General features: G+C 64.9%; 20 protein-coding genes and 2 pseudogenes. 15 read left to right on the top strand and 7 right to left on the bottom strand.

Features of this window, described 5'->3' with window-relative positions:
- Nucleotides 1-57: 57 nt before the first annotated feature.
- From H0B43_RS39705 to H0B43_RS39695, 3 genes are all read left to right on the top strand, one after another.
- Complete coding sequence (locus H0B43_RS39705; protein ID WP_185730500.1) at nt 58-1,527, top strand: aldehyde dehydrogenase; 1,470 nt, start codon at nt 58-60, stop codon at nt 1,525-1,527.
- A 76-nt stretch (nt 1,528-1,603) separates the two neighbouring features.
- Nucleotides 1,604-2,356, top strand: a complete 753-nt coding sequence (locus H0B43_RS39700; protein WP_185730499.1) for an SDR family NAD(P)-dependent oxidoreductase — start codon at nt 1,604-1,606, stop codon at nt 2,354-2,356.
- A gap of 29 nt (nt 2,357-2,385) precedes the next feature.
- Nucleotides 2,386-2,814, top strand: a complete 429-nt coding sequence (locus H0B43_RS39695; protein WP_185730498.1) for a tautomerase family protein — start codon at nt 2,386-2,388, stop codon at nt 2,812-2,814.
- 390 nt (nt 2,815-3,204) lie between these two features.
- On the opposite strand, the gene H0B43_RS39690 is transcribed toward H0B43_RS39695, so the two are convergent.
- Nucleotides 3,205-4,239, bottom strand: coding sequence for a porin PorA family protein (locus H0B43_RS39690; protein WP_185730497.1), 1,035 nt, complete (start codon nt 4,237-4,239; stop codon nt 3,205-3,207).
- Between the two features lie 454 nt (nt 4,240-4,693).
- Between H0B43_RS39690 and H0B43_RS39685 the strand changes: the two genes are divergently transcribed.
- The 5 genes from H0B43_RS39685 to H0B43_RS39665 all read left to right on the top strand — a co-directional run bounded on the left by H0B43_RS39685 (nt 4,694) and on the right by H0B43_RS39665 (nt 10,371).
- Nucleotides 4,694-4,909 (top strand): hypothetical protein, encoded by a 216-nt coding sequence (locus tag H0B43_RS39685; RefSeq protein ID WP_185730496.1) that lies wholly within the window; start codon nt 4,694-4,696, stop codon nt 4,907-4,909.
- A 62-nt stretch (nt 4,910-4,971) separates the two neighbouring features.
- Nucleotides 4,972-6,153, top strand: a complete 1,182-nt coding sequence (locus tag H0B43_RS39680) for a thiolase family protein (protein WP_185730495.1) — start codon at nt 4,972-4,974, stop codon at nt 6,151-6,153.
- Between the two features lie 528 nt (nt 6,154-6,681).
- Nucleotides 6,682-7,767, top strand: coding sequence for a VOC family protein (locus tag H0B43_RS39675; RefSeq protein ID WP_185730494.1), 1,086 nt, complete (start codon nt 6,682-6,684; stop codon nt 7,765-7,767).
- Nucleotides 7,768-8,022: 255 nt separating this feature from the next.
- On the top strand, nt 8,023-9,237 hold the full coding sequence (locus H0B43_RS39670; protein ID WP_185730493.1) for a cytochrome P450: 1,215 nt from the start codon (nt 8,023-8,025) through the stop codon (nt 9,235-9,237).
- 96 nt (nt 9,238-9,333) lie between these two features.
- Nucleotides 9,334-10,371 carry an NADH:ubiquinone reductase (Na(+)-transporting) subunit F gene (locus H0B43_RS39665; RefSeq protein ID WP_185730605.1) on the top strand — a complete coding sequence of 346 codons (1,038 nt, stop codon included), beginning with the start codon at nt 9,334-9,336 and terminating at the stop codon, nt 10,369-10,371.
- Between the two features lie 111 nt (nt 10,372-10,482).
- On the opposite strand, the gene H0B43_RS39660 is transcribed toward H0B43_RS39665, so the two are convergent.
- Nucleotides 10,483-11,481, bottom strand: coding sequence for an AraC family transcriptional regulator (locus tag H0B43_RS39660; protein ID WP_206016346.1), 999 nt, complete (start codon nt 11,479-11,481; stop codon nt 10,483-10,485).
- A 162-nt stretch (nt 11,482-11,643) separates the two neighbouring features.
- Between H0B43_RS39660 and H0B43_RS39655 the strand changes: the two genes are divergently transcribed.
- From H0B43_RS39655 to H0B43_RS39625, 7 genes are all read left to right on the top strand, one after another.
- Nucleotides 11,644-12,957 (top strand): cytochrome P450, encoded by a 1,314-nt coding sequence (locus tag H0B43_RS39655; RefSeq protein WP_185730492.1) that lies wholly within the window; start codon nt 11,644-11,646, stop codon nt 12,955-12,957.
- Nucleotides 12,958-12,981: 24 nt separating this feature from the next.
- Complete coding sequence (locus H0B43_RS39650) at nt 12,982-13,293, top strand: EthD family reductase (RefSeq protein WP_185730491.1); 312 nt, start codon at nt 12,982-12,984, stop codon at nt 13,291-13,293.
- An 82-nt stretch (nt 13,294-13,375) separates the two neighbouring features.
- A complete protein-coding gene (locus H0B43_RS39645; RefSeq protein ID WP_015889129.1) occupies nt 13,376-13,699 on the top strand; it encodes a 2Fe-2S iron-sulfur cluster-binding protein in 324 nt (107 codons plus the stop codon).
- Nucleotides 13,696-14,976: an NAD(P)/FAD-dependent oxidoreductase gene (locus H0B43_RS39640; protein ID WP_185730490.1), complete on the top strand. Its 1,281-nt coding sequence runs from the start codon at nt 13,696-13,698 to the stop codon at nt 14,974-14,976. Before H0B43_RS39645 ends, H0B43_RS39640 begins: the two co-directional genes overlap by 4 nt.
- Complete coding sequence (locus H0B43_RS39635) at nt 14,973-15,605, top strand: MBL fold metallo-hydrolase (protein ID WP_185730489.1); 633 nt, start codon at nt 14,973-14,975, stop codon at nt 15,603-15,605. The genes H0B43_RS39640 and H0B43_RS39635 overlap by 4 nt, the downstream gene beginning before the upstream one ends.
- A 106-nt stretch (nt 15,606-15,711) precedes the next feature.
- Nucleotides 15,712-15,942, top strand: coding sequence for a DUF3263 domain-containing protein (locus H0B43_RS39630; RefSeq protein WP_185730488.1), 231 nt, complete (start codon nt 15,712-15,714; stop codon nt 15,940-15,942).
- A gap of 214 nt (nt 15,943-16,156) precedes the next feature.
- Nucleotides 16,157-16,528, top strand: a complete 372-nt coding sequence (locus tag H0B43_RS39625; RefSeq protein ID WP_252190382.1) for a MarR family winged helix-turn-helix transcriptional regulator — start codon at nt 16,157-16,159, stop codon at nt 16,526-16,528.
- Nucleotides 16,529-16,641: 113 nt separating this feature from the next.
- On the opposite strand, the gene H0B43_RS39620 is transcribed toward H0B43_RS39625, so the two are convergent.
- The 5 genes and pseudogenes from H0B43_RS39620 to H0B43_RS39600 form a co-directional block, all read right to left on the bottom strand.
- A complete protein-coding gene (locus H0B43_RS39620; protein ID WP_185950120.1) occupies nt 16,642-17,136 on the bottom strand; it encodes a hypothetical protein in 495 nt (164 codons plus the stop codon).
- Between the two features lie 523 nt (nt 17,137-17,659).
- Nucleotides 17,660-18,496, bottom strand: a complete 837-nt coding sequence (gene istB / locus H0B43_RS39615; RefSeq protein ID WP_185730485.1) for an IS21-like element helper ATPase IstB — start codon at nt 18,494-18,496, stop codon at nt 17,660-17,662.
- A pseudogene (locus H0B43_RS39610) lies at nt 18,493-19,852 on the bottom strand (transposase). The gene istB and the pseudogene H0B43_RS39610 overlap by 4 nt, the downstream one beginning before the upstream one ends.
- A gap of 629 nt (nt 19,853-20,481) precedes the next feature.
- Complete coding sequence (gene fdhD, locus H0B43_RS39605) at nt 20,482-21,387, bottom strand: formate dehydrogenase accessory sulfurtransferase FdhD (protein WP_312034137.1); 906 nt, start codon at nt 21,385-21,387, stop codon at nt 20,482-20,484.
- A gap of 3 nt (nt 21,388-21,390) precedes the next feature.
- Nucleotides 21,391-21,631: pseudogene (locus tag H0B43_RS39600) on the bottom strand (hypothetical protein); the annotation flags it as partial.

Here is a 21,631-nt window from a genome sequence, read left to right as displayed (position 1 = left end):
CGCCCACGGCAGGTCGAGAAATCAACGCCGTCCCGACCTGATCCCACAGGAGAAGACATGACTGCAGTACCTGAAACAAGCGACGTCAAACACCTTATCGGTGGTGACTGGCGTCCCGCCTCGGACGGTGCGACGTTCGAAACCCGCGACCCGCACGACGACTCGCTTCTCGGCAACGTTGCCCGAGGTACCGCCGCCGACGGCGCCGACGCCATTACCGCGGCGCGCTCGGCGTTCGACGAAGGTCCCTGGCCGCGGATGTCGCCGAAGGAACGGGCGAAGATCCTGCACGCCGTCGCCGACAAGGTCGACGAGCACCGGGAGGAACTGTCCCTGCTCGAGACCCGGGACGGTGGCAAGGGGATCAACCAGGCACAGCACGCCGAGATCCCCCGAGTCGCGCACAACCTTCGGTTCTTCGCCGACTACGTGGCGATGGCCGCCAACGAGGCGTACCCGGACGGCGACCTGCTGTCCTACACCCTGTATCCGCCGGCCGGTGTCGTCTCCGCGATCAGTCCGTGGAATGCACCATTGATGCTCGCGACGTGGAAGATTGCACCCGCGTTGGCGTTCGGCAACACCACGGTCCTCAAACCCGCACCCCAGACACCGCTGACCGCCAACCGGTTCGCGCAACTCGCCCTCGAAGCCGGCCTGCCCGAGGGCGTGCTCAACGTGGTTCACGGCTTCGGCGGCGAGGCCGTCGCAGGCCCGCTCACCTCGGATCCACGTGTCGATCGGATCACCTTCACCGGTTCGAGCGCCACCGGGGTGAGGATTCTGCAGGCGGCCGCACCCAACCACACACCGGTGTCCGCGGAAATGGGCGGTAAGTCCGCGAACATTGTTTTTGCCGACGCCGACCTCGACGTGGCTGTGCCGATGTCGATTCGGGCGATCTTCGGCGGAAACGGGCAGGTGTGCCTGTCCGGGTCGCGTCTGCTGGTACAGAATTCGATCATGGGCGAGTTCCTCGACCGGTTCACCGACGAGGCGAAGAAACTCACCGTGGGCGACCCGAAGGACCCGGCGAACTTTGTCGGCCCCCTCATCGAGCAGAAGCACCTCGAAAAAGTCCACAGCTACGTCGAGCTGGCCGAGTCCGAAGGTGGAAAGATCCTCACCGGCGGTTCGCGTCTCACCGACGACGCTCGGGCCAAGGGCTTCTACTACCCCCCGACGGTGATCGCAGGCCTGACCAACGACTCGCGCACCGCGCGCGAGGAGATCTTCGGTCCGGTCGAGACTGTCCTCGGCTTCGACACCGAGGACGAGGCCCTGCGTATCGCCAACGACTCGCCGTACGGTCTGGCGGGAATTCTGTTCACCGACAACCTCAACCGTGCCCACCGCATGGCAGCACGGTGGAAGGCCGGCACGGTGTGGATCAACACGTTCTTCGAACGCGACCTTCGGTTGCCGTTCGGCGGTGAAGGCAGCAGTGGCCTCGGCCGTGAGGGCGGGCAGTACTCCCGCGAATTCTTCACCGAGCCGCGGGCGGTCACCATCCGTCTGCGGAGCTGATCACCTGTCGTCCATGCGGCCGGAGCGGAATCCTCCGCTCCGGCCGCTTGTCTGTTCCTCCGAGAAGAGCCCTGCCGTGACTACACCCGATCTTTGCGTCGTCGTCGGTGCGACCGGTGCGATGGGCACCGAGATCACGCTGCGACTGGCCCGCCGCGGGCTGCGCGTCCTCGCCGTCGCCCGCAGCACCGAGGACCTCGAGAAACTCGCTGCGGCGGAGGACTTGATCAACCCGTGCGTGGCCGACATCGCCGACGACAGTGCGATCGAAACGATCTCTGCTCGGCTGGATTCGCCTGTACGGATGGCACTGTTCGCCGCCGGCCTGCCGGTGCGGGGATCCGCCGACACCATCCCACCCGGCGACCTCGCCGTGGCTGTGAACATCAAGGTGGGCGGACTCGTGCGGCTGTTGCACGCCGTCCGGGACCAGTTCGTCGACGGCTCCCGCTTCGTCACCATCGCCGGTTCGCTCGGTCTCGAACCCGGCCCGCTCGACGCTGCTCCCGGCACGGCGAACGCCGCGGTCTTCAACCTCATGCGTCAGCTGAGTGCGTTGTACGGGCCCAGGGGCGTCACCACACATACGATCGCGCCCGGACCGGTGGACACGCCACGGCTCCGTGCCTTCATCGAAACCGAGGCCACGGAAACCGGACGGGATCCGGAACAGATCTGGGAGCGGTACCGCGCGAAGACCACCCTCGGCCGCCTGCCCACCCTGGAAGAGATCGGTTGGATCGTCGAGACGCTGCTCGCCCCCGAGGCCGCGGTGCTGCACGGGTCGGTGATCAATGTCGATGCCGGAACCCGGCGCGGAATCTCCTGATCAACTCTGTCCGAAAGGTACTGCAGCTCATGCCCGTTGCCCACTTCCACCTCGTCGAGGGCGCGTACACGCCTGAGCAGCACCGAGAACTGCTCACCGCCGCGAGTTGCTGCTATGCCGAGGTCCTGGACTCCCCGATCGAACGGGTCCGGGCTTTTGTGGTCCGTTACCACCCCGACGACGTCGCCGTCGCGGGGACCGTCGTCGGAGCGGGTGCACCGCCGGCGCCGTACTTCACGGCGATCGTGCTCGCCGGACGCCCCGCGCTACAACGTCAGGAACTCGCGGAGCGGTTCACGGATCTGATCGTCGACATCCTCGGCGCGCAGCGCTCTCTCGTGCGGGGTCAGGTCATCGAGGTCGACCCGGCGAACTGGGTGATCGCGGGTAACCCTGCCGCTACGCTCCGCGCCGGGGAGATCGCTGCGCGCGCCAGCGGGGCTCAGACTCCGAACTAGCCGATCTCCCACCCTGTGCGAGCGGGCGGGGAGACTGTCATCGGCGCCGCACACGCGGTGGTCGACTTCGATCACCTCGGCGGTGGTCGATCATCTCCGGCAGGTGTCCCCCACTTCGGCATGCCCGCTCATCATCCTGTCGGCCCTCGTCCGCGTCGGCGAAGGCCCGCGCGCGTCCGTGATCGGGGTGAGGCATCCCAGGGCGGGATTTCGCGCGTTGCCGTTCCCGAATCGGGTAGCCCCTCCGCGTGCATCGCCAGCGCATGGAAGCGCCCGGGTACGGCTGTGCTGTACCCGGGCACTCCGCATGGCTCAGGAGACTGACCGCTGCGGGCCGAATTACCAGGTCGGTCAATCTCCCGGCCCGCGCCATGGACCCATCTCGGGTGGCTAACGGACCGGCGTCTCCTCGTGTGAGACGGGCGCCAGGGCGGCCGGACGTGGACCGCGGCGGAGGACGCCGACTGCGAGCGCCAACACTCCCAGCACCAGCAGGACGAGGGGTGCGATCACGCTGATCAGATTGAGCTGAGTACTTGTTTTCTCCGCTGCCGCCGCTGCATCCGCGATCGACTGGTCGGTGAGCGCGGTGTCGATCGACATGACCGGCATGAGGGGAAGCAACCGGCCGTTGACGTCGATGTTGGCGATGATCTGCTGGCTGAGGTTCGCGTCGATCGGCGTGCCCAGGGTTTGGTCCGCGGCGAGGTTGATCCGGGTGACCGCGGTGTAGCTGAACGGGACGGGATCGGGAAGCTGCTCGAGTGCACCACCGAGGCTTTGCTGCACGTCCGGCGGCAGCAGCGGCGTAAGAGAGCTGACCAGCGCCTTGGGCAGTGCCGGCGGTAGCGTGCCCGCGATGGCGGGATCACTCAGCGCCCCCTTTGCCTCGACTGTGTAGTTGAGAACGTCACGCCCGGACACTGTGCCCGAGTCGACATACGTCATGGGGACTGTCGACTTCGTGGCTGAATCGTAGTAGCGGTAACTCGCCGACGGGTCGGGGTGCAGTGGCAGGGCGATGGTCATTCCGCTGTGTGGTTCCACGCCGTCTTGCGGTTGCCCGGTCGCCGCGTCCATCGTCTTTCGATCGACTGCGTAGGTGTGGTTGGACGGGACCGCCTGGCCGGCCGCCTCGAGAGTGACGTCGTCGTGCGCCACTGCGGTGTCGCCATCGGTGCTGGATACGTAGATGTGACGGTTGATGGTCACGGGAACACCTGAGGCAATGACGTTGGGGATGTCCCCGGCTTGTAGCGCTTGAGCATTGAGCAATGTGCCGGTGCCTTCGTACACCGGGTTGACGTCGAGGTCACCGGGCAGCTTCGAGAGTGAGGGCACCAGCACGAACCGTAGAAGGGCTGCTAGGGCGATGAACGCTACTCCCAGTGCCACAAGAATTTTCGAAGATCGTCTGACAAGCATCGACCGTTCCTTCGTGTACTCGTTCGGTAGATGAGGGGCGTGTTCAAGAAGGCGTTGGACGGACGCGGCAAACACGTGCGACCCCGTTCGATCGTGTTGCAGCTGCGGATCGCGTTCTGTCGGTACGCCGGGATACCTCACCCGTGGTGGTCACCGCGGAACACTGCCGAGGGTCATCCGATGCCGTCCAGGGTCGTTCGCATATTCCGATCAAATCGGCACAGCGCGACCGTCATTGCTGTGATGCCGGACACAACAATCCCATGTTTGTGATCGAGCGGACAGCGGCCAGGAGTTTCACACCTGATCGTTTTCACGGTGCGAACAACCGGGGCCCTTACCGATGCTGTTGTTCCGATATCCCGACTCAGGCACTTCCCGGCCCGGTTCGCACCGCACACTGAGCGGCCGGTAGCTAGGTAGTCCCGAGTTCGCCAGTGAAGGGAGTCCGTTCGTGGACAGTTTCGATACAGCGATCATCGAGTTCGCGTGCCAGTGGTTGCCGTACGGCACCCCGCCATCCGACGAGCTCATCACCCGGTTCGGAATGACGACTGGGAGGTACGAACAACAGCTCGCGCGGATCCTCGACGACTATCCATCCCAGTTGCCCGTCGAAGACAGACGACGGCTCTGGCTGCAGTTGGCCGAAAGCCGACAATACCAATAGCGGCACGGGCCCCGACCCCCCACGAACCCCTCATCCAATCCAGCTGAAAGAACAGGTTTTCCATGAATTCTCCTGAACCGATCGTCGTAGTCGACGGCGCGAGGACCCCGATCGGCAGCTTCGGTGGTGCGTTCAAGGACGTGCCCGCCCACGAACTGGGTGCCACCGCCGTCAAGGCCGCGCTGGACCGTGCCGGGGTACCGGGCGGCGACATCGACGAGGTGGTGATGGGCTGCATCGGTCAGGTCGGACCGGACGCCTACAACGCCCGCCGCGTCGCCCTCGCCGCCGGACTTCCCGAAAAGACCCCTGCGTACACCGTCAACCGGCTGTGCGGGTCCGGTCTGCAGGCGGTCTGGTCGGCGGCGCAGCAGATGCGCTGGGGTGGGGTGGACTTCGCCCTCGCCGGCGGCGACGAGAGCATGTCGCGGATGCCGTTCTACGACTTCTCCGCCCGCTCCGGCTACAAGCTCGGTGACCGCACACTCGTCGACGGCACGGTCGCGATCCTGACCGACCCGTTCGGTGGCGTGCACATGGGCCGCACCGCCGAGGCCGTCGCCCGCACGTACGACGTCAGCCGGCAGCAGCAGGACGAGTTCGCCGTCGAATCCCAGCGCCGCGCCGCCTCCGAGGCCGCCAAGGCCGCGTTCGCGCAGGAGATCACCCCGGTCGAGATCGGGGGCCGCCGCCCGAAGACGATCGACGTCGACGAGCACCCCAAGCCCGACACCACCCTCGAGACCCTGGCGAAGCTGCGGCCGGCGTTCGAGGAGGGCGGGTCGGTGACCGCGGGCAACGCGTCCGGTATCAACGACGGCGCTGCGGCCCTGGTGCTGGCCACACAGTCCGCCGCGCAGGAGAAGGGCTTGACCGGGCTGGTCACCCTCGAGGCCGTCGCGACCGCGGCGATGGACCCGGCCCTGATGGGATACGCCCCCGTGCTGGCGCTGGCGAACCTGTTCGAGCAGACCGGCACCACCCCCGGCGACATCGACGTGATCGAGCTGAACGAGGCGTTCGCGTCGCAGGCGGTCGCGGTGATCCGGGACGCGAAGCTCAGCCCGGAGAAGACCAACCCGTACGGCGGTGCCATCGCTCTGGGTCACCCGGTCGGGGCGACCGGCGCGATCCTGAGCCTGCGCCTCGCGAAGGACCTCGTGCGCCGCGACCTCGAACTCGGCATCGTCACCATGTGCATCGGCGGCGGCCAGGCCCTCGCCGCACTCTTCAAGCGCATCTAGAAACAGTGTGCAGGGCATACGCCCCCGAACTTCTGAGCGCGAGGATACCGGCCACGGACCGCAATCCGCGATGAGCGATGGGCGGAGAAACCTCGGTGAGGCGCAAGCGCGAGCGCCTCAGCCCCTTCCTCGCCCGCGTGGTGAACTCGGTGGACAACCGAAACCAGGCTCGGCTGTGCGCGCGGACTGCTGTTGCGAGTTGGGTGAGCTGTGCTATCGGGCCCGGCAGGCCAGAAAACGCAATCTAGCGCCGCGGACATCCGCGCTACGCAGAGTTGCCCAATCTCCGAACTATGACGGGGTGTTTTTCGTCGCTTGTTCGGCAATTCTGGATTGTGTAGCGGACAGCGGGTGATTCGGATCATGCTCGTGACATCGGACACAAGCTGATACCTAATCGGCAAGCACCCGAAGCGCCAGACAACGCCACTCCGCACTGGTCCCGGTCGCCGGTGGGGCACCCCACCTCACGACGCGGTCGGTCAGCGGACACTGCCGATCTCAGGCAGGCAACAAAGGAGACGACTTATGAGTGACCCTCGGTTCGAGATTTCCCATCTCGCCCGTGCCGAACTGCTGAGCCCCAAGCCGCAGGAGACGGTGGACTTCTTCACCAAGTTCCTCGGGATGTACATCACCCACACCGAGGGGCAGTCGGTCTACCTGCGCGCCTATGAAGACCCCTATCAGTGGAGCCTGAAGGTCACCGAATCCACCCAGGCCGGACTCGGCCACGCCGCGCTGCGCACCAGCTCCCCGGAGGCGCTCGAACGCCGGGCAGCCTCGCTCAAGGACGCCAACGTCGACGGAGCGTGGCGCGAGAGCGACTTCGGGTACGGCAAGACCTTCACCTACCAGTCCCCGGACGGGCACAACCTGGAACTGCTGTGGGAGGTCGAGAAGTACCAGGCCCCGCCGGAGCTGCAGTCCAAGATCCTTACCCGCCCGTCGAAGAAGCCGCTGCAGGGCATCCCGGTCAAGCGCATCGACCACCTGAACCTGCTTGCCAGCGATGTCAGCGCGGTGAAGAACTCATTCGAGCGCCACCTCGGGTTCCGGACCACCGAACGCGTCGTCGACGGTGACACCGAGATCGGTGCGTGGATGAGTTCGAACATCCTCGGCCATGAGGTGGCTTGTCTGCGGGACGCGCAGGGTGAACGCGGCAAGATGCACCACCTCGCGTTCTACTACGGCACCGGCCAGCACAACATCGACGCGGTGGAGATGTTCCGCGACTACGACATTCGCATCGAAGCCGGCCCCGACAAGCACGGCATCACCCAGGCCCAGTTCCTCTACGTCTTCGAACCTGGTGGCAACCGCATCGAGCTGTTCGGTGAGGTCGGGTACCTGCACCTCGATCCCGACGGTGAGACCAAGACCTGGCAGATGTCCGACATCGACACCGGGCTGGCGATCGGCGGCGCGAAGCTTCCGTGGGAGACCTACTTCACCTACGGCACCCCCAGCCCGCTCTCGCTCGACCAGCACATCGAGAAGTACGCGCACTTCGGCCCCGGCGGCCCCGGCCCCGACGCAGCGGCTGCCGAGCAGGTGGTCCCGGACGAGATCGACCAGTCTCGCGCCGTCGCCGGCGCGCCGGCGTCCTGATACGCACGTGGGTGTGACCGGGAAATCTGGTCACACCCACGTGATCCACCTCGGTGTGCCGATAAGCGGCACAACTTCTTTGTAGTCGCGAGGGCTGGATCACACACTGTTCGGCGGGGCTGTGCAGGTCGGGATCGTCGATCGACGCCACCGCACCTCACACCTGAACCCATCCACTTTCGCTCGGTTGTCGGTTCGCACGAGTGAACCAGCGCGAGTCCCCACTGCACGCGGGCCCGAAGCAGAAGGAGCACCATGACTTCCACCCAGAGCTTCATCGACGAGATCACGATCGAAGAGCTCGAGACCGACCCCTATCCGTTCTACGAGCGTCTGAGGAAAGAGGCCCCTGTGGCCTTCGTCCCTGCGCTGGGCATGTACATCGTGTCGACGAAGGAATTGTGCGCCGACATCGCCAAGGACGCCGAGAACTGGCCGGCCGTCATCTCTGCGGCCGGAGGCCGCACCTTCGGACCCGGCGCACTGCTCAACACGAACGGCGACGAACACCGCAAGCTGCGGGACATGGTCGAACCGCACCTGCAGCCCTCAGCGGTCGACAAGTACATCGATAATCTGGTGCGCCCCTTCGCACGTCAGCGACTCGCCGAGATCGAGAACGACGGAAACGCCGACATCGTGGCTGCGTACTGTGAGCCGGTCAGCGTTCGTGCTCTCGGCGATCTCCTCGGACTCGATGACGTCAGTACCGACAAGCTTCGCGAATGGTTCCACAAGCTGAGCGTGTCCTTCACCAACGCCGCGGTCGACGAGAACGGCGAATTCGCCAACCCGGACGGATTCATCCCCGGCGACGAGGCCAAGGCCGAGATCATCGCCCACGTCGATCCCAAGATCGACAAGTGGATCAAAGAACCCGATCACACCGCGATCTCCCACTGGCTGCACGACGGTATGCCCGAAGGTGAGACCCGCAGCCGCGATGTCATCTACCCCAACCTGTACGTCTTCCTCCTCGGAGCGATGCAGGAGCCGGGGCACGCGATGGCGACCACGCTGGCAGGACTGTTCACCAAGCCCGAACAGCTCGAACGGGTCGTCGACGACCCGGCGTTGATCCCCCGGGCGGTCTCGGAAGGCATGCGCTGGGTGGCGCCGATCTGGTCTGCCGTGGTCAAGCGCGCCGCGCACGAGGTCGAGGTCGGTGGCGTGACACTGCCGGAGGGGTCGATCGTGATGCTCTCCTATGGCTCGGCCAACCAGGACGAGAACGCCTACAACGCCCCGACTGAATTCGATATCGATCGGGCCCTGCTTCCGAACATGACATTCGGTGGCGGAAAGCACGCCTGCGCGGGTACCTATTTCGCCAACTCGGTTATCCGGATCGGCCTGGAGGAACTGCTCGAGGCCATTCCGAACCTGGAACGCGACGAGGCTCACGAGGTCGATTTCTGGGGCTGGGGTTTCCGTGGACCGAAGCAATTGTTCGTTAAATGGGAAGTGTAACGGAATCACATTTCCGGAGGTCCGAAGTGTCCGGTCCGGAGATTAATGGATCGGGCACTTCGGGAGCATTTTTATTGGATTGGAGCACTGTCGGAAATGGCTAATAACTACACGGTCCGTATCCAGGGTAAGAATTCGGACATAACCGTTGCCGAAGACCAATCCATCCTTGATGCGGCTCTGCGGGCGAACGAATGGCTTCCGCACTCGTGCACCCAGGGTACCTGCGGCACCTGCAAACTCAAGGTGCTGTGCGGGGAGGTGCGCCACAACGAATCTCCCGAGTACACCCTGACCACAGACGAGCGCGCCGAAGGTTTGGCTCTCGGCTGTATGGCGACCCCCTGCTCCGATCTGACGGTCGAGCCGATCGGCGGAGCCGGGGACGACGGAATTCCGCACTTCCCACTGCGTGATTACGAGGGCACGGTGACGGTACTCGAGGACATCGCGGCGAATACCCGTCGGCTGGTGGTCGAGGTGGATACGCCGATGCTGTTCAATGCCGGTCAGTACGTCGAGTTGATCGTCCCCGGGCACAACGTCGGCCGGCAGTACTCGCTGGCCAATCCGCCGACGGAGACGCGGAGCCTGGAATTCCACGTCAAACTCACGACCGGGGGTCTGGCCACTGACGGGTGGATTTTCGGGCCGATGCAGGTCGGTGACCGCATCTCTCTGCGTGGGCCGTTGGGCCAGTTCAACTTGGTCAAGCAGCAGGACGAGGCCGCGATCTTGATCGGCGGTGGTACCGGATTGGCGCCGTTGAAGTCGATCGTCCAGCATGCATTGGCCGAGCGCCTGGTTCCGGAGTTGTATCTCTACCACGGTGGACGCCGCCAGGAGGATCTATACGACGTCGACTTCTTCCGTGACCTCGCACAGCAGCATGAGCACTTTCACTACCGCCCCGCGCTGAGCGAGGAACAGTGGGACGGGGCCATGGGCATGGTGACCGATGTCGTGCTCGACGACTTCTCGTCCTGCAAGGGCATGAGCGCCTACCTGTGCGGACCGCCGGCAATGGTCGAGGCGGCGGTCAAGGCCCTCAAGCGACGTCGGATGGCGCCCCGGCTGATCTTCCGGGAAGAGTTCACGATCGCCGCACCGAACCTGGCCGCCGTGGTGCAGTAGCCACGACGCCCCCTCCCCCTCCGGATCAAGACGTTGGCGCTGACGGATCCGGACGGCACCCGATCCCGCGGAAGTGAATGGACACGATCACTTCCGCGGGATCGTCATCTGCTACCGGAACGGCACCGTGCGCAGGTCCTCCGACGGACTCACTCCGAAGGTCTCCTTGTACTCCCCGGCGAACCGGCCGACGTGCAGGAACCCCCACCGCTGTGCGATCTCGGTGACACCCTCGTTCGCCGGGTCCGCCTTGAGCAGGTCTTTGCGCGCCTTCTGCATGCGAATGATCTTCAGCTGCCGCATCGGCGTCGTACCCAACGAGTTCTGGAACCCCACCTGCAGAGACCGCACACTCACCCCGACGTTCTTGGCGACCTGCGCCACCGTCAGGGGCTGCTGCGCGTGCGCCTCGAGGTAATCGACGGCGAGCCGGACAATTCCCGGCAGGGCCGGCTTGGGTTCGTACAGCCTTGCCCTGTAGTCGTGCTCCGCGGCGACGAGAAGCCCGCTCATCAAGCACTCGGCCATCGGCGTCGAGACGATGGGATGCAGCGCCAACGCCTCGGGACTGTCGAGTTGATGAGACAGACCTTCGACCAGTGAAAGCCATTGACGGCCGACGACGGTGTCCAGATCGAGGTCCATGCCGAAGACGATCGGGTCGACGATCTCGGTTCCCAACCGTGCCGCGAGTTGATCCTCGAGTGCCCGGCGATCGATCTTCAGGGCCAGCACCGGGGTCGGATAGGGCGAGGCCCACCCACGCAGCAGGGTCCGTTGGTCGCACCGGTAGACCGCGGCGCGGTGGGGGGTCGCCACGGTCCGGGCGCGACCAGACCCGGTCACCAGCTCCCCCCGCATCGGGATGTTCACCTGATAGGAGTCGCGCAGCTCGTTGGTGAAGATTTCCACCTCGGTCGAATAATCCAGCCGGCCGAGCGTGACGGGACCGAACGAGGCGGCAGTCATTCGCATCTGAAAAATGTGCTCGTCTCCGAGGACGCGAACCTCATGGGGATAGTAGAGATCGCTGCCGATGGCCCGCGCCTCGTCGATATCGTCGGAAAGAAACGTCTTCGTGCCGTTTCCGCGATCCGGGTCTTCGCTCATCTACTTTGTCGGTCTCTCTGGTCTCACTAAATCGAGAACGATTCAGTTAGTGCGCCAATTGGCTATATTGCTGCGCTCACAGGATAGCGCGTCATGTGACCTGAATCATACGCTCATCAGGAATCACTCAACAGCTCCTATATCCAAATTTGGAGGAGACGAATGACCGTCGATCACGCGCCGGAAGGCGTGAAAAGCCCGACCGGATGCCCCGTTTCAGGTATGGCGGCAGGCTTCGATCCGTTCCAGGGCGCCTACCAGGTCGATCCATCCTCGTCGCTGCGGGAAGCCCGCAAAGAAGAGCCGGTGTTCTACAGTCCACTGCTCGACTACTGGGTGGTCACGCGCTATGAGGACATCAAGCAGATCTTCAAGACACCGTCGGTGTTCTCCCCGTCGATCACTCTCGACCAGATCACCCCGATCAGTGACGAGGCGCTGCAGATCCTCGGCAGCTATCAGTTCGCTCCCGGCCCGACCATCGTGAACGAGGACGAGCCGATCCACACCGAACGTCGCCGCCTGCTGCTGCAGCCGTTCGAAGCCGAAAACGTCGCCACCCTCGAACCGAAGATCCGCGAGGTCGTCAACACCTACCTGGACCGGGTCATCAAGGATGGTCGGGCCGACCTGATCGGCGATCTGCTCTACGAGGTTCCCTGCATCGTCGCGCTCATTTTCCTCGGCGTGCCCGACGAGGACATCGAGACCTGCCGCCACTTCGGGATGCAGCAGACCCTGTTCACCTGGGGACACCCCACCGGAGACGAACAGACTCGAGTCGCTACCGGGATGGGGAAGTTCTGGGAATTCGCCGGTGGCCTGGTCGACAAACTCAAGGCCGACCCGAATGCGAAGGGGTGGATCCCCCACGCGATCGAGATGCAGCGGCAGCACCCCGACCTCTTCGACGACAACTACCTGCAGAACATCATGATGAGTGGTGTGGTGGCCGCGCACGAAACCACCACCAACGCCACCGGTAACGCGTTCCGCACCCTGCTCGAGAACCGCAACTCCTGGGAAGAGATCTGCGCCGACCCCACGCTGATCCCCAAGGCCATCGAGGAATGCCTCCGCTACAGCGGATCTGTCGTCGCCTGGCGCCGCAAGGCCGTGGTTGACACCACTGTCGGCGGAGTCGACATCCCGGCCGGCGGTCGACTGCTGATCGTCATGGCGTCGGCGAACCGCGACGACTCGATGTTCCCCGAGCCCGACGACTTCGACATCCACCGCGGAAACGCCCGGCGCCACTTGACATTCGGCATCGGCAGCCACACGTGCCTGGGCGCGACGCTGGCGCGGTTGGAGATGAAGGTCTTCCTCGAAGAGGTCTCGCGACGCCTGCCGCACATGTCACTCGTTGCTGGACAGCAATTCTCCTACCTTCCCAACACCTCGTTCCGGGGACCCGAGCACGTGTTGGTCGAGTGGGATCCCCAGCAGAATCCTGTGCCCGCCGACCGCCCCTGACCGACCCAACGAAACGAGGACACCATGTACCGCGTCACCATCGTCTACAACCAGCCCGCCGACCCGGCCGCCTTCGACGAGCACTACAGCTCCAAGCATTTGCCTCTGGTGCAGCAGATCCCGAGCGTCAAGCGGTTCGCCGCAGGCAAGTGTGAATCTCTCGACGGCAATCCCCCCTCGGCGTATGCGCTCGCGCAGCTGTACTTCGAGAGCAAGGAAGAGGCCGGGCAGGCATTCGCCTCCGCTGAGGGTCAGAATGCCGCCGCCGACGTCGCGAACTTCGCCTCCGGCGGAGTGACGATGCTGTTCAGCGACGAAGAGACCGTTCTGCCGTGAGTCGGCGGTGGGGTGCCGGCTCGACTGCCGGCACCCCACCCGAGTTCGTCATTACTGCACTATCCGTGAAAGAGAGATAGACGTGCCTACCGTCACCTACGTTCACCCTGATGGAACCAAGCATGAGGTCGAGGTTCCTACCGGCAAAAGGGTCATGCAGGCCGCCATCGGCGCCGGAATCGACGGCATCGTCGCCGAATGCGGCGGCCAGGCCATGTGCGCGACGTGTCACGTCTACGTGGAAAGCCCCTGGGCGGACAAGTTTCCCTCGATCTCCGAGGAAGAAGACGAAATGCTCGACGACACCGTCAGCCCCCGCACCGAGGCAAGTCGTCTGTCCTGCCAGCTCGTGGTCTCCGACGACGTCGACGGCTTGATCGTCCGGCTTCCGGAGGAGCAGGTATGAGTGTCGACCGCATCGTCATCATCGGTTCCGGACAGGCCGGATTCGAGGCCGCCGTCAGTCTGCGCAGTCACGGATTTGCGGGATCGATCACCCTGGTTGGTGACGAGCCGGGTGTGCCCTACCAGCGGCCACCGTTGTCGAAGGCGTACCTGCACTGTGATCCGGACCGGGAATCCCTTGCGCTGCGTCCGGCCCAATACTTCGACGACCACCGGATCACGCTCGCGTGCGGCAAGCCCGTCGTCCGCATCGATCGGAATGCACAACTGGTGGAGCTGATCGATGCCACCGTCATCGAGTACGACCATCTGATCCTGGCGACCGGTGCCCGCAACCGGCTCCTGCCGGTCCCCGGTGCCGACCTTCCCGGTGTGCACTACCTGCGTACCGCCGGCGAAGCAGAATCCCTCACCTCGAGCATGGCCTCGTGCTCGTCCCTGGTCGTGATCGGGGCCGGCTTCATCGGTCTCGAGGTCGCCGCAGCGGCCCGCAAGAAGGGTCTCGAGGTCACCGTCGTCGAAGCGATGGATCGGCCGATGGCCCGCGCACTGTCCTCGGCGATGTCCGACTACTTCACGAGCGCCCACACCGAACACGGTGTGCACATGCGGCTGTCGACCGGCGTGAAGACGGTCATCGAAGCCGACGGCCGAGCAGCGGGGGTCACCACCGCGTCCGGCGACGTCATACGCGCCGACGCCGTCGTCGTCGGTATCGGTGTCGTACCCAACATCGAACTCGCCGCCCTGGCGGGCCTGCCCGTCGACAACGGCATCGTCGTCGACGAGTACCTTCGCACACCCGACGAGAACATCTCGGCGATCGGTGACTGCGCCGCCTACCCGATCCCGGGAACAGCCAGTTTGGTGCGACTCGAATCCGTGCAGAATGCGGTCGATCAGGCCCGCTGCCTCGCCGCTCAACTCACCGGCACCAGCACCAATTACCTGAGTGTGCCGTGGTTCTGGTCCGAGCAGTACGAATCGAAACTGCAGATGGCTGGGCTGACCGCGGGCGCGGACACCCACGTGGTTCGTGGTTCCGTCGACAGCGGGGCGTTCTCCATCTTCTGCTTCCTCGGCACCCGGTTGCTCGGAGTCGAGTCGGTCAACAAGCCCCGCGACCATATGGCGGCACGAAAGATCCTTGCCAGCGGTATGCCGCTCACCCCGGAACAGGCGGCCGACACGGACTTCGATCTCAAACTGGCGATCGCCCGGCACAAGGACGAGGTTGCTTCGGCCGAAGTCGGCGAGCGTCAGGTGGTGGCGTCATGAGCGGAAGGTTTCGGATCGGGCGGGTCGTCACCGAGGGAACCTTCGCCCTCGACGGCGGAGAGTGGAACGTCGACAACAACATCTGGCTGATCGGTGACGACACCGACGTCGTGATCGTCGACGCCGCCCACACCGCGCAGCCGATCATCGACGCGGTCGGAGACCGCCACGTCAACGCGGTGATCTGCACACACGGTCACAACGACCACGTCACCGTCGCCCCCGAACTCGCCGAACGTCTGCACGCCCCAGTGCTGCTCCACCCCGGCGACGACGTGCTGTGGAAGATGACCCACCCCGACGCCAAGTACTGGCATCTCGAGGACCAGCAGCGGATCGCCATCGCGGGCACCGAGCTCCACGTGATCCACTCACCCGGTCACTCGCCGGGGTCGGTGTGCCTGTACCTGCCCGAGGCCGGGGCACTGTTCTCCGGCGACACCCTGTTCTCCGGTGGCCCAGGCGCCACGGGCCGGTCGTACTCCGATTTCCCGACCATCATCGGATCGATCCGCGACCGGCTGTTCGCTCTTCCCGAAGAAACGCTCGTCCACACCGGTCACGGTGACGGAACCACGATCGGCACCGAGGCACCACATCTCGCCGAATGGATCGCGCGAGGGCAGTGAGCAACCCGGATTTCCGTGGTGCACCCGGCCTGCACGGGAACCTTTCCGTCAGCGGGTGCCGCCAGGTGTGACACACCATCCACCCTCTCGAGCAGGAGAAAAGGTTATGAACGCAGAAGAGCAGGCCATGCTCGAACTGGCCCGGATCTGGGCACCCTACGGAGGTGCGCGGCCGGGTGACATCCTCGTCGAGTTCGGCATGAGCCCGGCAAGGTTCTACGCGAACATAGCCAGGATCTTGCGCACCAATGCAGCAGTTTGGGGCATGCCGAGCGGTGAGCGACACCAGATCGAGGAGAACGCAGCACGCTATTCTGCTCACTTCGTCTCCGCGTAAGGGTGGAGATGGACACCCTTACCCGTTGGGCTTGGACCGCCGCAACCCATCCTGGATACCCCGCGGCGTGCTTGAATGGAGTTCAGCGGACGCGGAAGAGACACCACCGGTGAAGCATCAGTCAAATTCGGAACACGGCAGCGGTGACGGACAGGGCCTCGGTCCGAGTCTCCTTTACGCGATCAAACAGTTGGAGCTTGCCATACGGTCACGGATGGACACGATCCTGCGCCCCGCAGGCATCACAGCGCTCCAGTACACCGCTCTGACGGTCTTGCGTCGCTGCGATGGTCTCTCCTCCGCCGAGCTGGCGCGCAATTCCTTTGTCACAGCGCAAACTATGGGAGAGATGATCATCGCGCTCGAGAGCCGCGGTCTGGTCAGTCGGCGGGTCGACCCGCACAACCGCCGGCAGATGCTGACGAGTGTCACGGCGACCGGAGTGGAGCTGCTCGATTGCTATAGCGCGGAAGTCTCCGCACTCGAGGAACAGATGGTCAGTCAGCTCACCCTCCGCCAGCGGGGAACCCTTCGTGAATACCTCCACTCTTGCCGTGCCGGACTGACCGGTACTGAAGCGCATTGATCGATGCACTGGGCATCCGCGGACAGAGGACTTCGATGACAACAACCCCGACCGGACCAACACCCGCTCCGTCGTCACCCTGTCTGGCCTCCGGTCGTCGTCTTGACTGGTTGTCATCTTCGGTCCTTGCTGCGGCCTGTCATTTCTTGAGTTCGGGTACTTCGAGAATGGCGAAGGTCGGCAAGGAGTTTGTCTGCCTCGTTCTCGATGCTGTCGAGGATGTCTGCGACGCCTTCGAAGTGGGTGTGGGCGTCCCGGCGCGCGTGAATGCTGCGGTCGTTGTAGCCCTGGTCCAGCTCGATATCGAAGGTGTTCAGCCCCGCCGCGCTGCGGGCCTGCGCGGCTTCGGGACGTCGTCGTGCCGAGGCCGCGGATGAGCGGGAGCCTGCCCGGTCAGGTGGGCACAGGCGATGCTCGCAATGGACTGCGCGGACAACGCGGTCGGGAAAGGGGCGTGTGCCCCACCGGTCACTGGGGGTCAGCAGTGGCCGAGTGTCGTGGCGGGCCGAGTCGACGAAGACGGACAGGTCCACCGTGTTCGTGTCTAGGCTGTCGGCCAGGAGTCGGGCACTCGGGTAGCGATCTAGGAAGCCTGGGATCTCGACCAATTCAGTTACGCACCTGCCGGAGATAGGCCGTTTGATAGCGACGCAGGAACACTAACCCGCGCCCTCTCCGCGCCAATCACCAGCACGTCTGCCTCGATGGCGACGTCGACGCGGCGTAACCGGACGATCTGCTTGAATCCCAGGCCGGGGGCAATCAGTGCAAGGATGAGGGCGTCGCTGCGGCCGAACAATCCCGCGGGCCAACCTGTTACAAAACTCGCGGAATCTGCTGCGCAGCAGTGGTCGCGACCCTTGCTAGGCGTTCTGCCCGGGCATCGTTGAGGAACTGCCGAATGGCCTTGGCGCGGCGGGGTGGCTGGTGTCTGTTTTCCGCATGGACGGTGTTGATCGCAGTGACCCGTCGCCGCTGCGTCGCAGTCGCCGCCGGATGGTCGGCGAGGAACTCCGCCAGCACCGACGGATGCGTGGGCAGCACCCGGTGGTCGCATGCTTCGCACCAGTGATGAGGCTCATCGAAAGCGCTCAGGGATGCTCGCCGAAACTGCTCACTTGTGAGCGACTCTCACTCTAGCGGTCGACGAGCGGTTCGGGTGGCTTCACGCTGGCTTTCCGAGCGGGCGTGGTGAGCGCGCAGCCGATAGGAATCCCCGTCGAGCCTGAGCACCACCGAACGGTGCAGCAACCGGTCGAGCATGGCCGCCGCAACCGTGGTGTCACCGAGAACCTCACCCCATTCAGCAACCGAGCGATTGGTGGTGATCACGATCGAGGTCTTCAAATACCGTTGCGCCACAACCTGAAACAACGCCGACGCGGCCTCGGCCGGCAACGGAAGATACCCAAGTTCGTCGATGACCAGCAACGTGGGACCGGCGAAGAATCGCATGCAGGTCGCCCACCGTCCCTCGATAGCAGCTTTGTGACAACGAGCCGCCAGATCCGCGGCGGTGGTCACGTAGGTGCGATACCCGGCGTGCACCGCTGCGTGGGCAAGCCCGACCGCCAGGTGGGTCTTGCCGGTGCCGGGCGCCCCGACGAGTAGGACGTTCGTCGCCGATTCCAGGAACGCGCAGGTGCCCAACTCGCGGATCAACGCCCGATCCACCCCGACAGCGGCGTCGAAGTCGAACGAGTCGAGCGTGGCCGGGGTCGGCAGGCACGCGAACCGCAACCGGCCGGCCAGCCGGCGGGCTTCGGTGGCCTCCACCTCGATCCCGAGTAGATGCTCGAGCGTCTGCGTCATCGACCACTGCTGTGCCGCGGCCTCGTCGAGAACCCGGGGCAGGGCTTCGGCGGCGGCCTCGAGTTTGAGGACGGCCAGATGAGCGCGGAGCTGTTGATACGTCGAGATCGCCGCTTGGGTTTGCGCAGCGGCCGGCCCGCTGTTCGTGGTGCTCATGGCAGAGTTGTCCTGTTCTGTGCGGCGCGCTCGTAGACGCTCATGTCGATCACAGTCGCTGAGGCGGCGAGCGAGTCGCGGTGCTGTGTGGTGTTGGTTAACTTGTGGCGCAACACTTCTGCTTCTTTGCGTGCCGCCTCGCCGGGTGGGATGCGTTCCTTGCTGCGGTGCGGTCGGCCACCGGTGACCGCGGCGGCCAACGCAGCGGCGTCGAGGGCGAGGACATGCCCGTGATCGCGGACCTGGACGCCGGCGCCGGGTGGGGCACACCGGTGCCGGGCGAGCACGACCCCGGCGGTGGTCGCGATGTCGATGTGCCCGTCGCCGAGACGCTCACTGACCGTCACCTCGGCCATCGCCAACTCCGGGGGCACCGAATAAGTGTTGCCGCGCCACGGCACCAGTGCTTGCCGGGACACCTGCCGGGTTTCGGTCACGATCGCCGGGAACGGGCCGGCCGGCGGCAGCGCGAGGGGTTCACGTTCGGCCACGGTGGCGACGGTGTGCTTGCCGTCGGCGGTGGTGCGCATGCGGGTGTCGCCGCGCAGCGCGCAGAACTTGTCCACACTCGCCTGTGCCTGCTCGACGGTCACCTCGTCGGCGAGGGTGCGCCACCACCTTTGAGCGGCCCCTTTGTTGGCGGCTTCGACTACCCCTTTGCGGTTGCCCCGCCTCGGTGGGCAGATCGCCACCGACACCCCGTAGTGCTTGGCCACCGCCGCGAACTCGGCGGTGACCTCCCCGCTGGCCGGGTGGCAGACCGTGGCCATGCGGTCGAACCGCCAGGTCTTGGTGACACCGCCGAAGCGGCGGGTGATGCGGTCGATCCCGGCGATGACCTGCGGGCGGGTCATGTCCGGAGCCAGATAGGCGCGCCACCGGCCCGAATGCGCCAGCGACCCGACCAGGAGGAACGCTTTCGTACCCCATCCCCACGCGGTGGGAGGGTCCGGTAGTTCCAGCCAATCCCACTGTGTCTCTTCGCCTGCCGGGTGTTCGATGCACGCGTTCGGGCGTTGCGTCGCGGTCGCGCACTGGATGCAGGTCGGGCGTAGTGTGCGGATGCGGATCGCGTGTGAGTGTCTGGTAGGACTGTCGGTAGCCGAGGTTTTCGAGTTCGTCGCACAGGGCGCGGGCCCACAGGTGCGGGTCTTCGGTCAGACGGGCACGGATGTAGGCGACGAATGGCTCGAACGGATCGACCTCGGCGGGGCGGCGGATGCCGGGTTCAGTGGTGCCGTCGAGGTAGTTGCGGATGGTGCGGCGGTTGCGGCCCAGATGTCGGGCGATCGCCGAGATCGTCCACCCTTGCTTCCTTAGGGCGTGTGCTTCCACGGATTCTCCTTGTGTGAGCATGAGTGGGCGGGCCTTTCTCGGGTGCTGGTGCGTGGTCAGAGACCATCAGCATCGAGGAAGGCCCGCCCTGTTTGGCGGTGCCACACAAGTGAGCATTTTCAGTTAGCAGAACTGGGCAGTTTCAATGAGCGCCATCACCAGTCTGAGAACAGTGCCCACCAGAACGATCTGCAGCGACCGACCCGTTCGCCGGTAGTGCGCGAACGTGCCCGCAACAAGCGGAAACAGGTGTGATTGGAGGCCCCTCGTCCGCGTGATTCCCGGACAGTCCGAGGCCGTCGTGCTCGACCAACATCGTGTGCTGCCATTAGTCGTACGCCTCGACGGTGAGTTCGGATATGACAACGTATATGCGGGAGTTACGGGTCGACTGGGTCGCAATGGGCTCGAAGGAATTGGCGACACCACTCTCAATGCAGATGAGTTGGCGGTCTTCGACAATCTGCGCTCGGAGCAACAAGCCCTCGTCACGTAGCAGAGGTGCCGTGTCCGGCCTCGTCGGGTTCGCGGCATGGCACGGCTAAGCTCAGCGGTCAGGTGTCATGTTGTTGACAGAGCCGCCCGCTGTGCGCCTCGCGGATCTCGCGGGGTAACGATCGGTCCAACTGGGTTGGTGGCACTGGTGAAGGTCAAGCGCCTTCGCCATTGTCATCAACTGCGCGAGCACCGGTCCAGAGGACGATCACCGTTCCTAACGGGTTGTCAGCGCCGGAAAGCGGTGATGCGGTCGGGGTGGTGTAGAGGTTCATGGTGGTGTCGCGGAGGAATCCGATGAGGGTGAGTCCGGTGTCGTGGGCGAGGTCGATCGCCAGCGACGACGGCGCGGACACGGCGGCGAGGATCGGGATCCCCGCCATCACCGCCTTCTGCGCCAACTCGAACGACGCCCGGCCACTGACGAGCAGCACGGTGCCCCGCAGCGGGACCCGGTCCTGTTCGGTGGCCCACCCGATCAGCTTGTCGACCGCGTTGTGCCGTCCGACGTCCTCCTTGACCGCCAGCAGTTCCCCGGACCGGGTGAACAACCCCGCCGCGTGCAGACCGCCGGTCGTGTCGAACACCTTCTGCGCCGCCCGTAACCGGTCGGGCAACTCCGCGATCGTCGACGCCTCCACCCGCACCGTGTCGGAGGCGGGTGAATGCTGCGTGCGCTGCCGGATCGCGTCCAGGGATGCCTTCCCACACACCCCGCACGAGGACGTGGTGTAGAAATTGCGTTCGATCCCCATGTCGGGCAGGAACACCCCCGGCGCCAGATCCACATCCAGCACGTTGTAGGTGTTCACGCCGTGCTCGTCGACACTGTTGCAGTACCGGATCGACGCAATGTCGGCGCGCCCGGCGATGATGCCCTCGGTCAGCAAAAACCCCTGCGCCAACTCCACATCCGAACCCGGGGTACGCATCGTCACCGCCAACGGTGTCCCGTTCACCCGGATCTCGAGGGGTTCCTCCACCACCACGGTGTCCGGCCGGGTCGACTGCCTGGTGTCGGTGATCCGGGTGACCGGGGTCCGGGTCGTCACCCGCCCCACCGGTCAGCCCCGCTTCTCGAGGCGGATCAGGACCGCCTTCGACACCGGCGTGTTCGACTTCTTCGCGACGTGATCGAGCGGGATCAGCGGATTCGTCTCCGGATAGTAGGCCGCCACATTCCCGACCGGGGTCGGGTACGGCACCAGGCGGAAGTCCTCCGCGCGGCGTTCCTCCACGCTGCCGTCCGCAGTTATCCATTCCGAGATCAGGTCCACCCGATCCCCCGCCGCGTACCCGAACGAC

The organism is Rhodococcus sp. 4CII (assembly GCF_014256275.1).
Taxonomy (GTDB): domain Bacteria; phylum Actinomycetota; class Actinomycetes; order Mycobacteriales; family Mycobacteriaceae; genus Rhodococcus_F; species Rhodococcus_F wratislaviensis_A.
This window is presented reverse-complemented; position numbering and strand designations above follow the sequence as displayed.

Bases quoted from the DNA above. Each gene is read 5' to 3' on its own strand.
- H0B43_RS39665 (WP_185730605.1), top strand. From the start codon at position 9,334: ATGGCTAATAACTACACGGTCCGTATCCAGGGTAAGAATTCGGACATA.
- H0B43_RS39655 (WP_185730492.1), top strand. From the start codon at position 11,644: ATGACCGTCGATCACGCGCCGGAAGGCGTGAAAAGCCCGACCGGATGC.
- H0B43_RS39650 (WP_185730491.1), top strand. From the start codon at position 12,982: ATGTACCGCGTCACCATCGTCTACAACCAGCCCGCCGACCCGGCCGCC.
- H0B43_RS39705 (WP_185730500.1), top strand. From the start codon at position 58: ATGACTGCAGTACCTGAAACAAGCGACGTCAAACACCTTATCGGTGGT.
- H0B43_RS39680 (WP_185730495.1), top strand. From the start codon at position 4,972: ATGAATTCTCCTGAACCGATCGTCGTAGTCGACGGCGCGAGGACCCCG.
- H0B43_RS39640 (WP_185730490.1), top strand. From the start codon at position 13,696: ATGAGTGTCGACCGCATCGTCATCATCGGTTCCGGACAGGCCGGATTC.
- H0B43_RS39695 (WP_185730498.1), top strand. From the start codon at position 2,386: ATGCCCGTTGCCCACTTCCACCTCGTCGAGGGCGCGTACACGCCTGAG.
- H0B43_RS39660 (WP_206016346.1), bottom strand. From the start codon at position 11,481: ATGAGCGAAGACCCGGATCGCGGAAACGGCACGAAGACGTTTCTTTCC.
- istB (WP_185730485.1), bottom strand. From the start codon at position 18,496: ATGAGCACCACGAACAGCGGGCCGGCCGCTGCGCAAACCCAAGCGGCG.
- H0B43_RS39690 (WP_185730497.1), bottom strand. From the start codon at position 4,239: ATGCTTGTCAGACGATCTTCGAAAATTCTTGTGGCACTGGGAGTAGCG.
- H0B43_RS39670 (WP_185730493.1), top strand. From the start codon at position 8,023: ATGACTTCCACCCAGAGCTTCATCGACGAGATCACGATCGAAGAGCTC.
- H0B43_RS39625 (WP_252190382.1), top strand. From the start codon at position 16,157: ATGGACACGATCCTGCGCCCCGCAGGCATCACAGCGCTCCAGTACACC.
- H0B43_RS39635 (WP_185730489.1), top strand. From the start codon at position 14,973: ATGAGCGGAAGGTTTCGGATCGGGCGGGTCGTCACCGAGGGAACCTTC.
- H0B43_RS39675 (WP_185730494.1), top strand. From the start codon at position 6,682: ATGAGTGACCCTCGGTTCGAGATTTCCCATCTCGCCCGTGCCGAACTG.
- H0B43_RS39630 (WP_185730488.1), top strand. From the start codon at position 15,712: ATGAACGCAGAAGAGCAGGCCATGCTCGAACTGGCCCGGATCTGGGCA.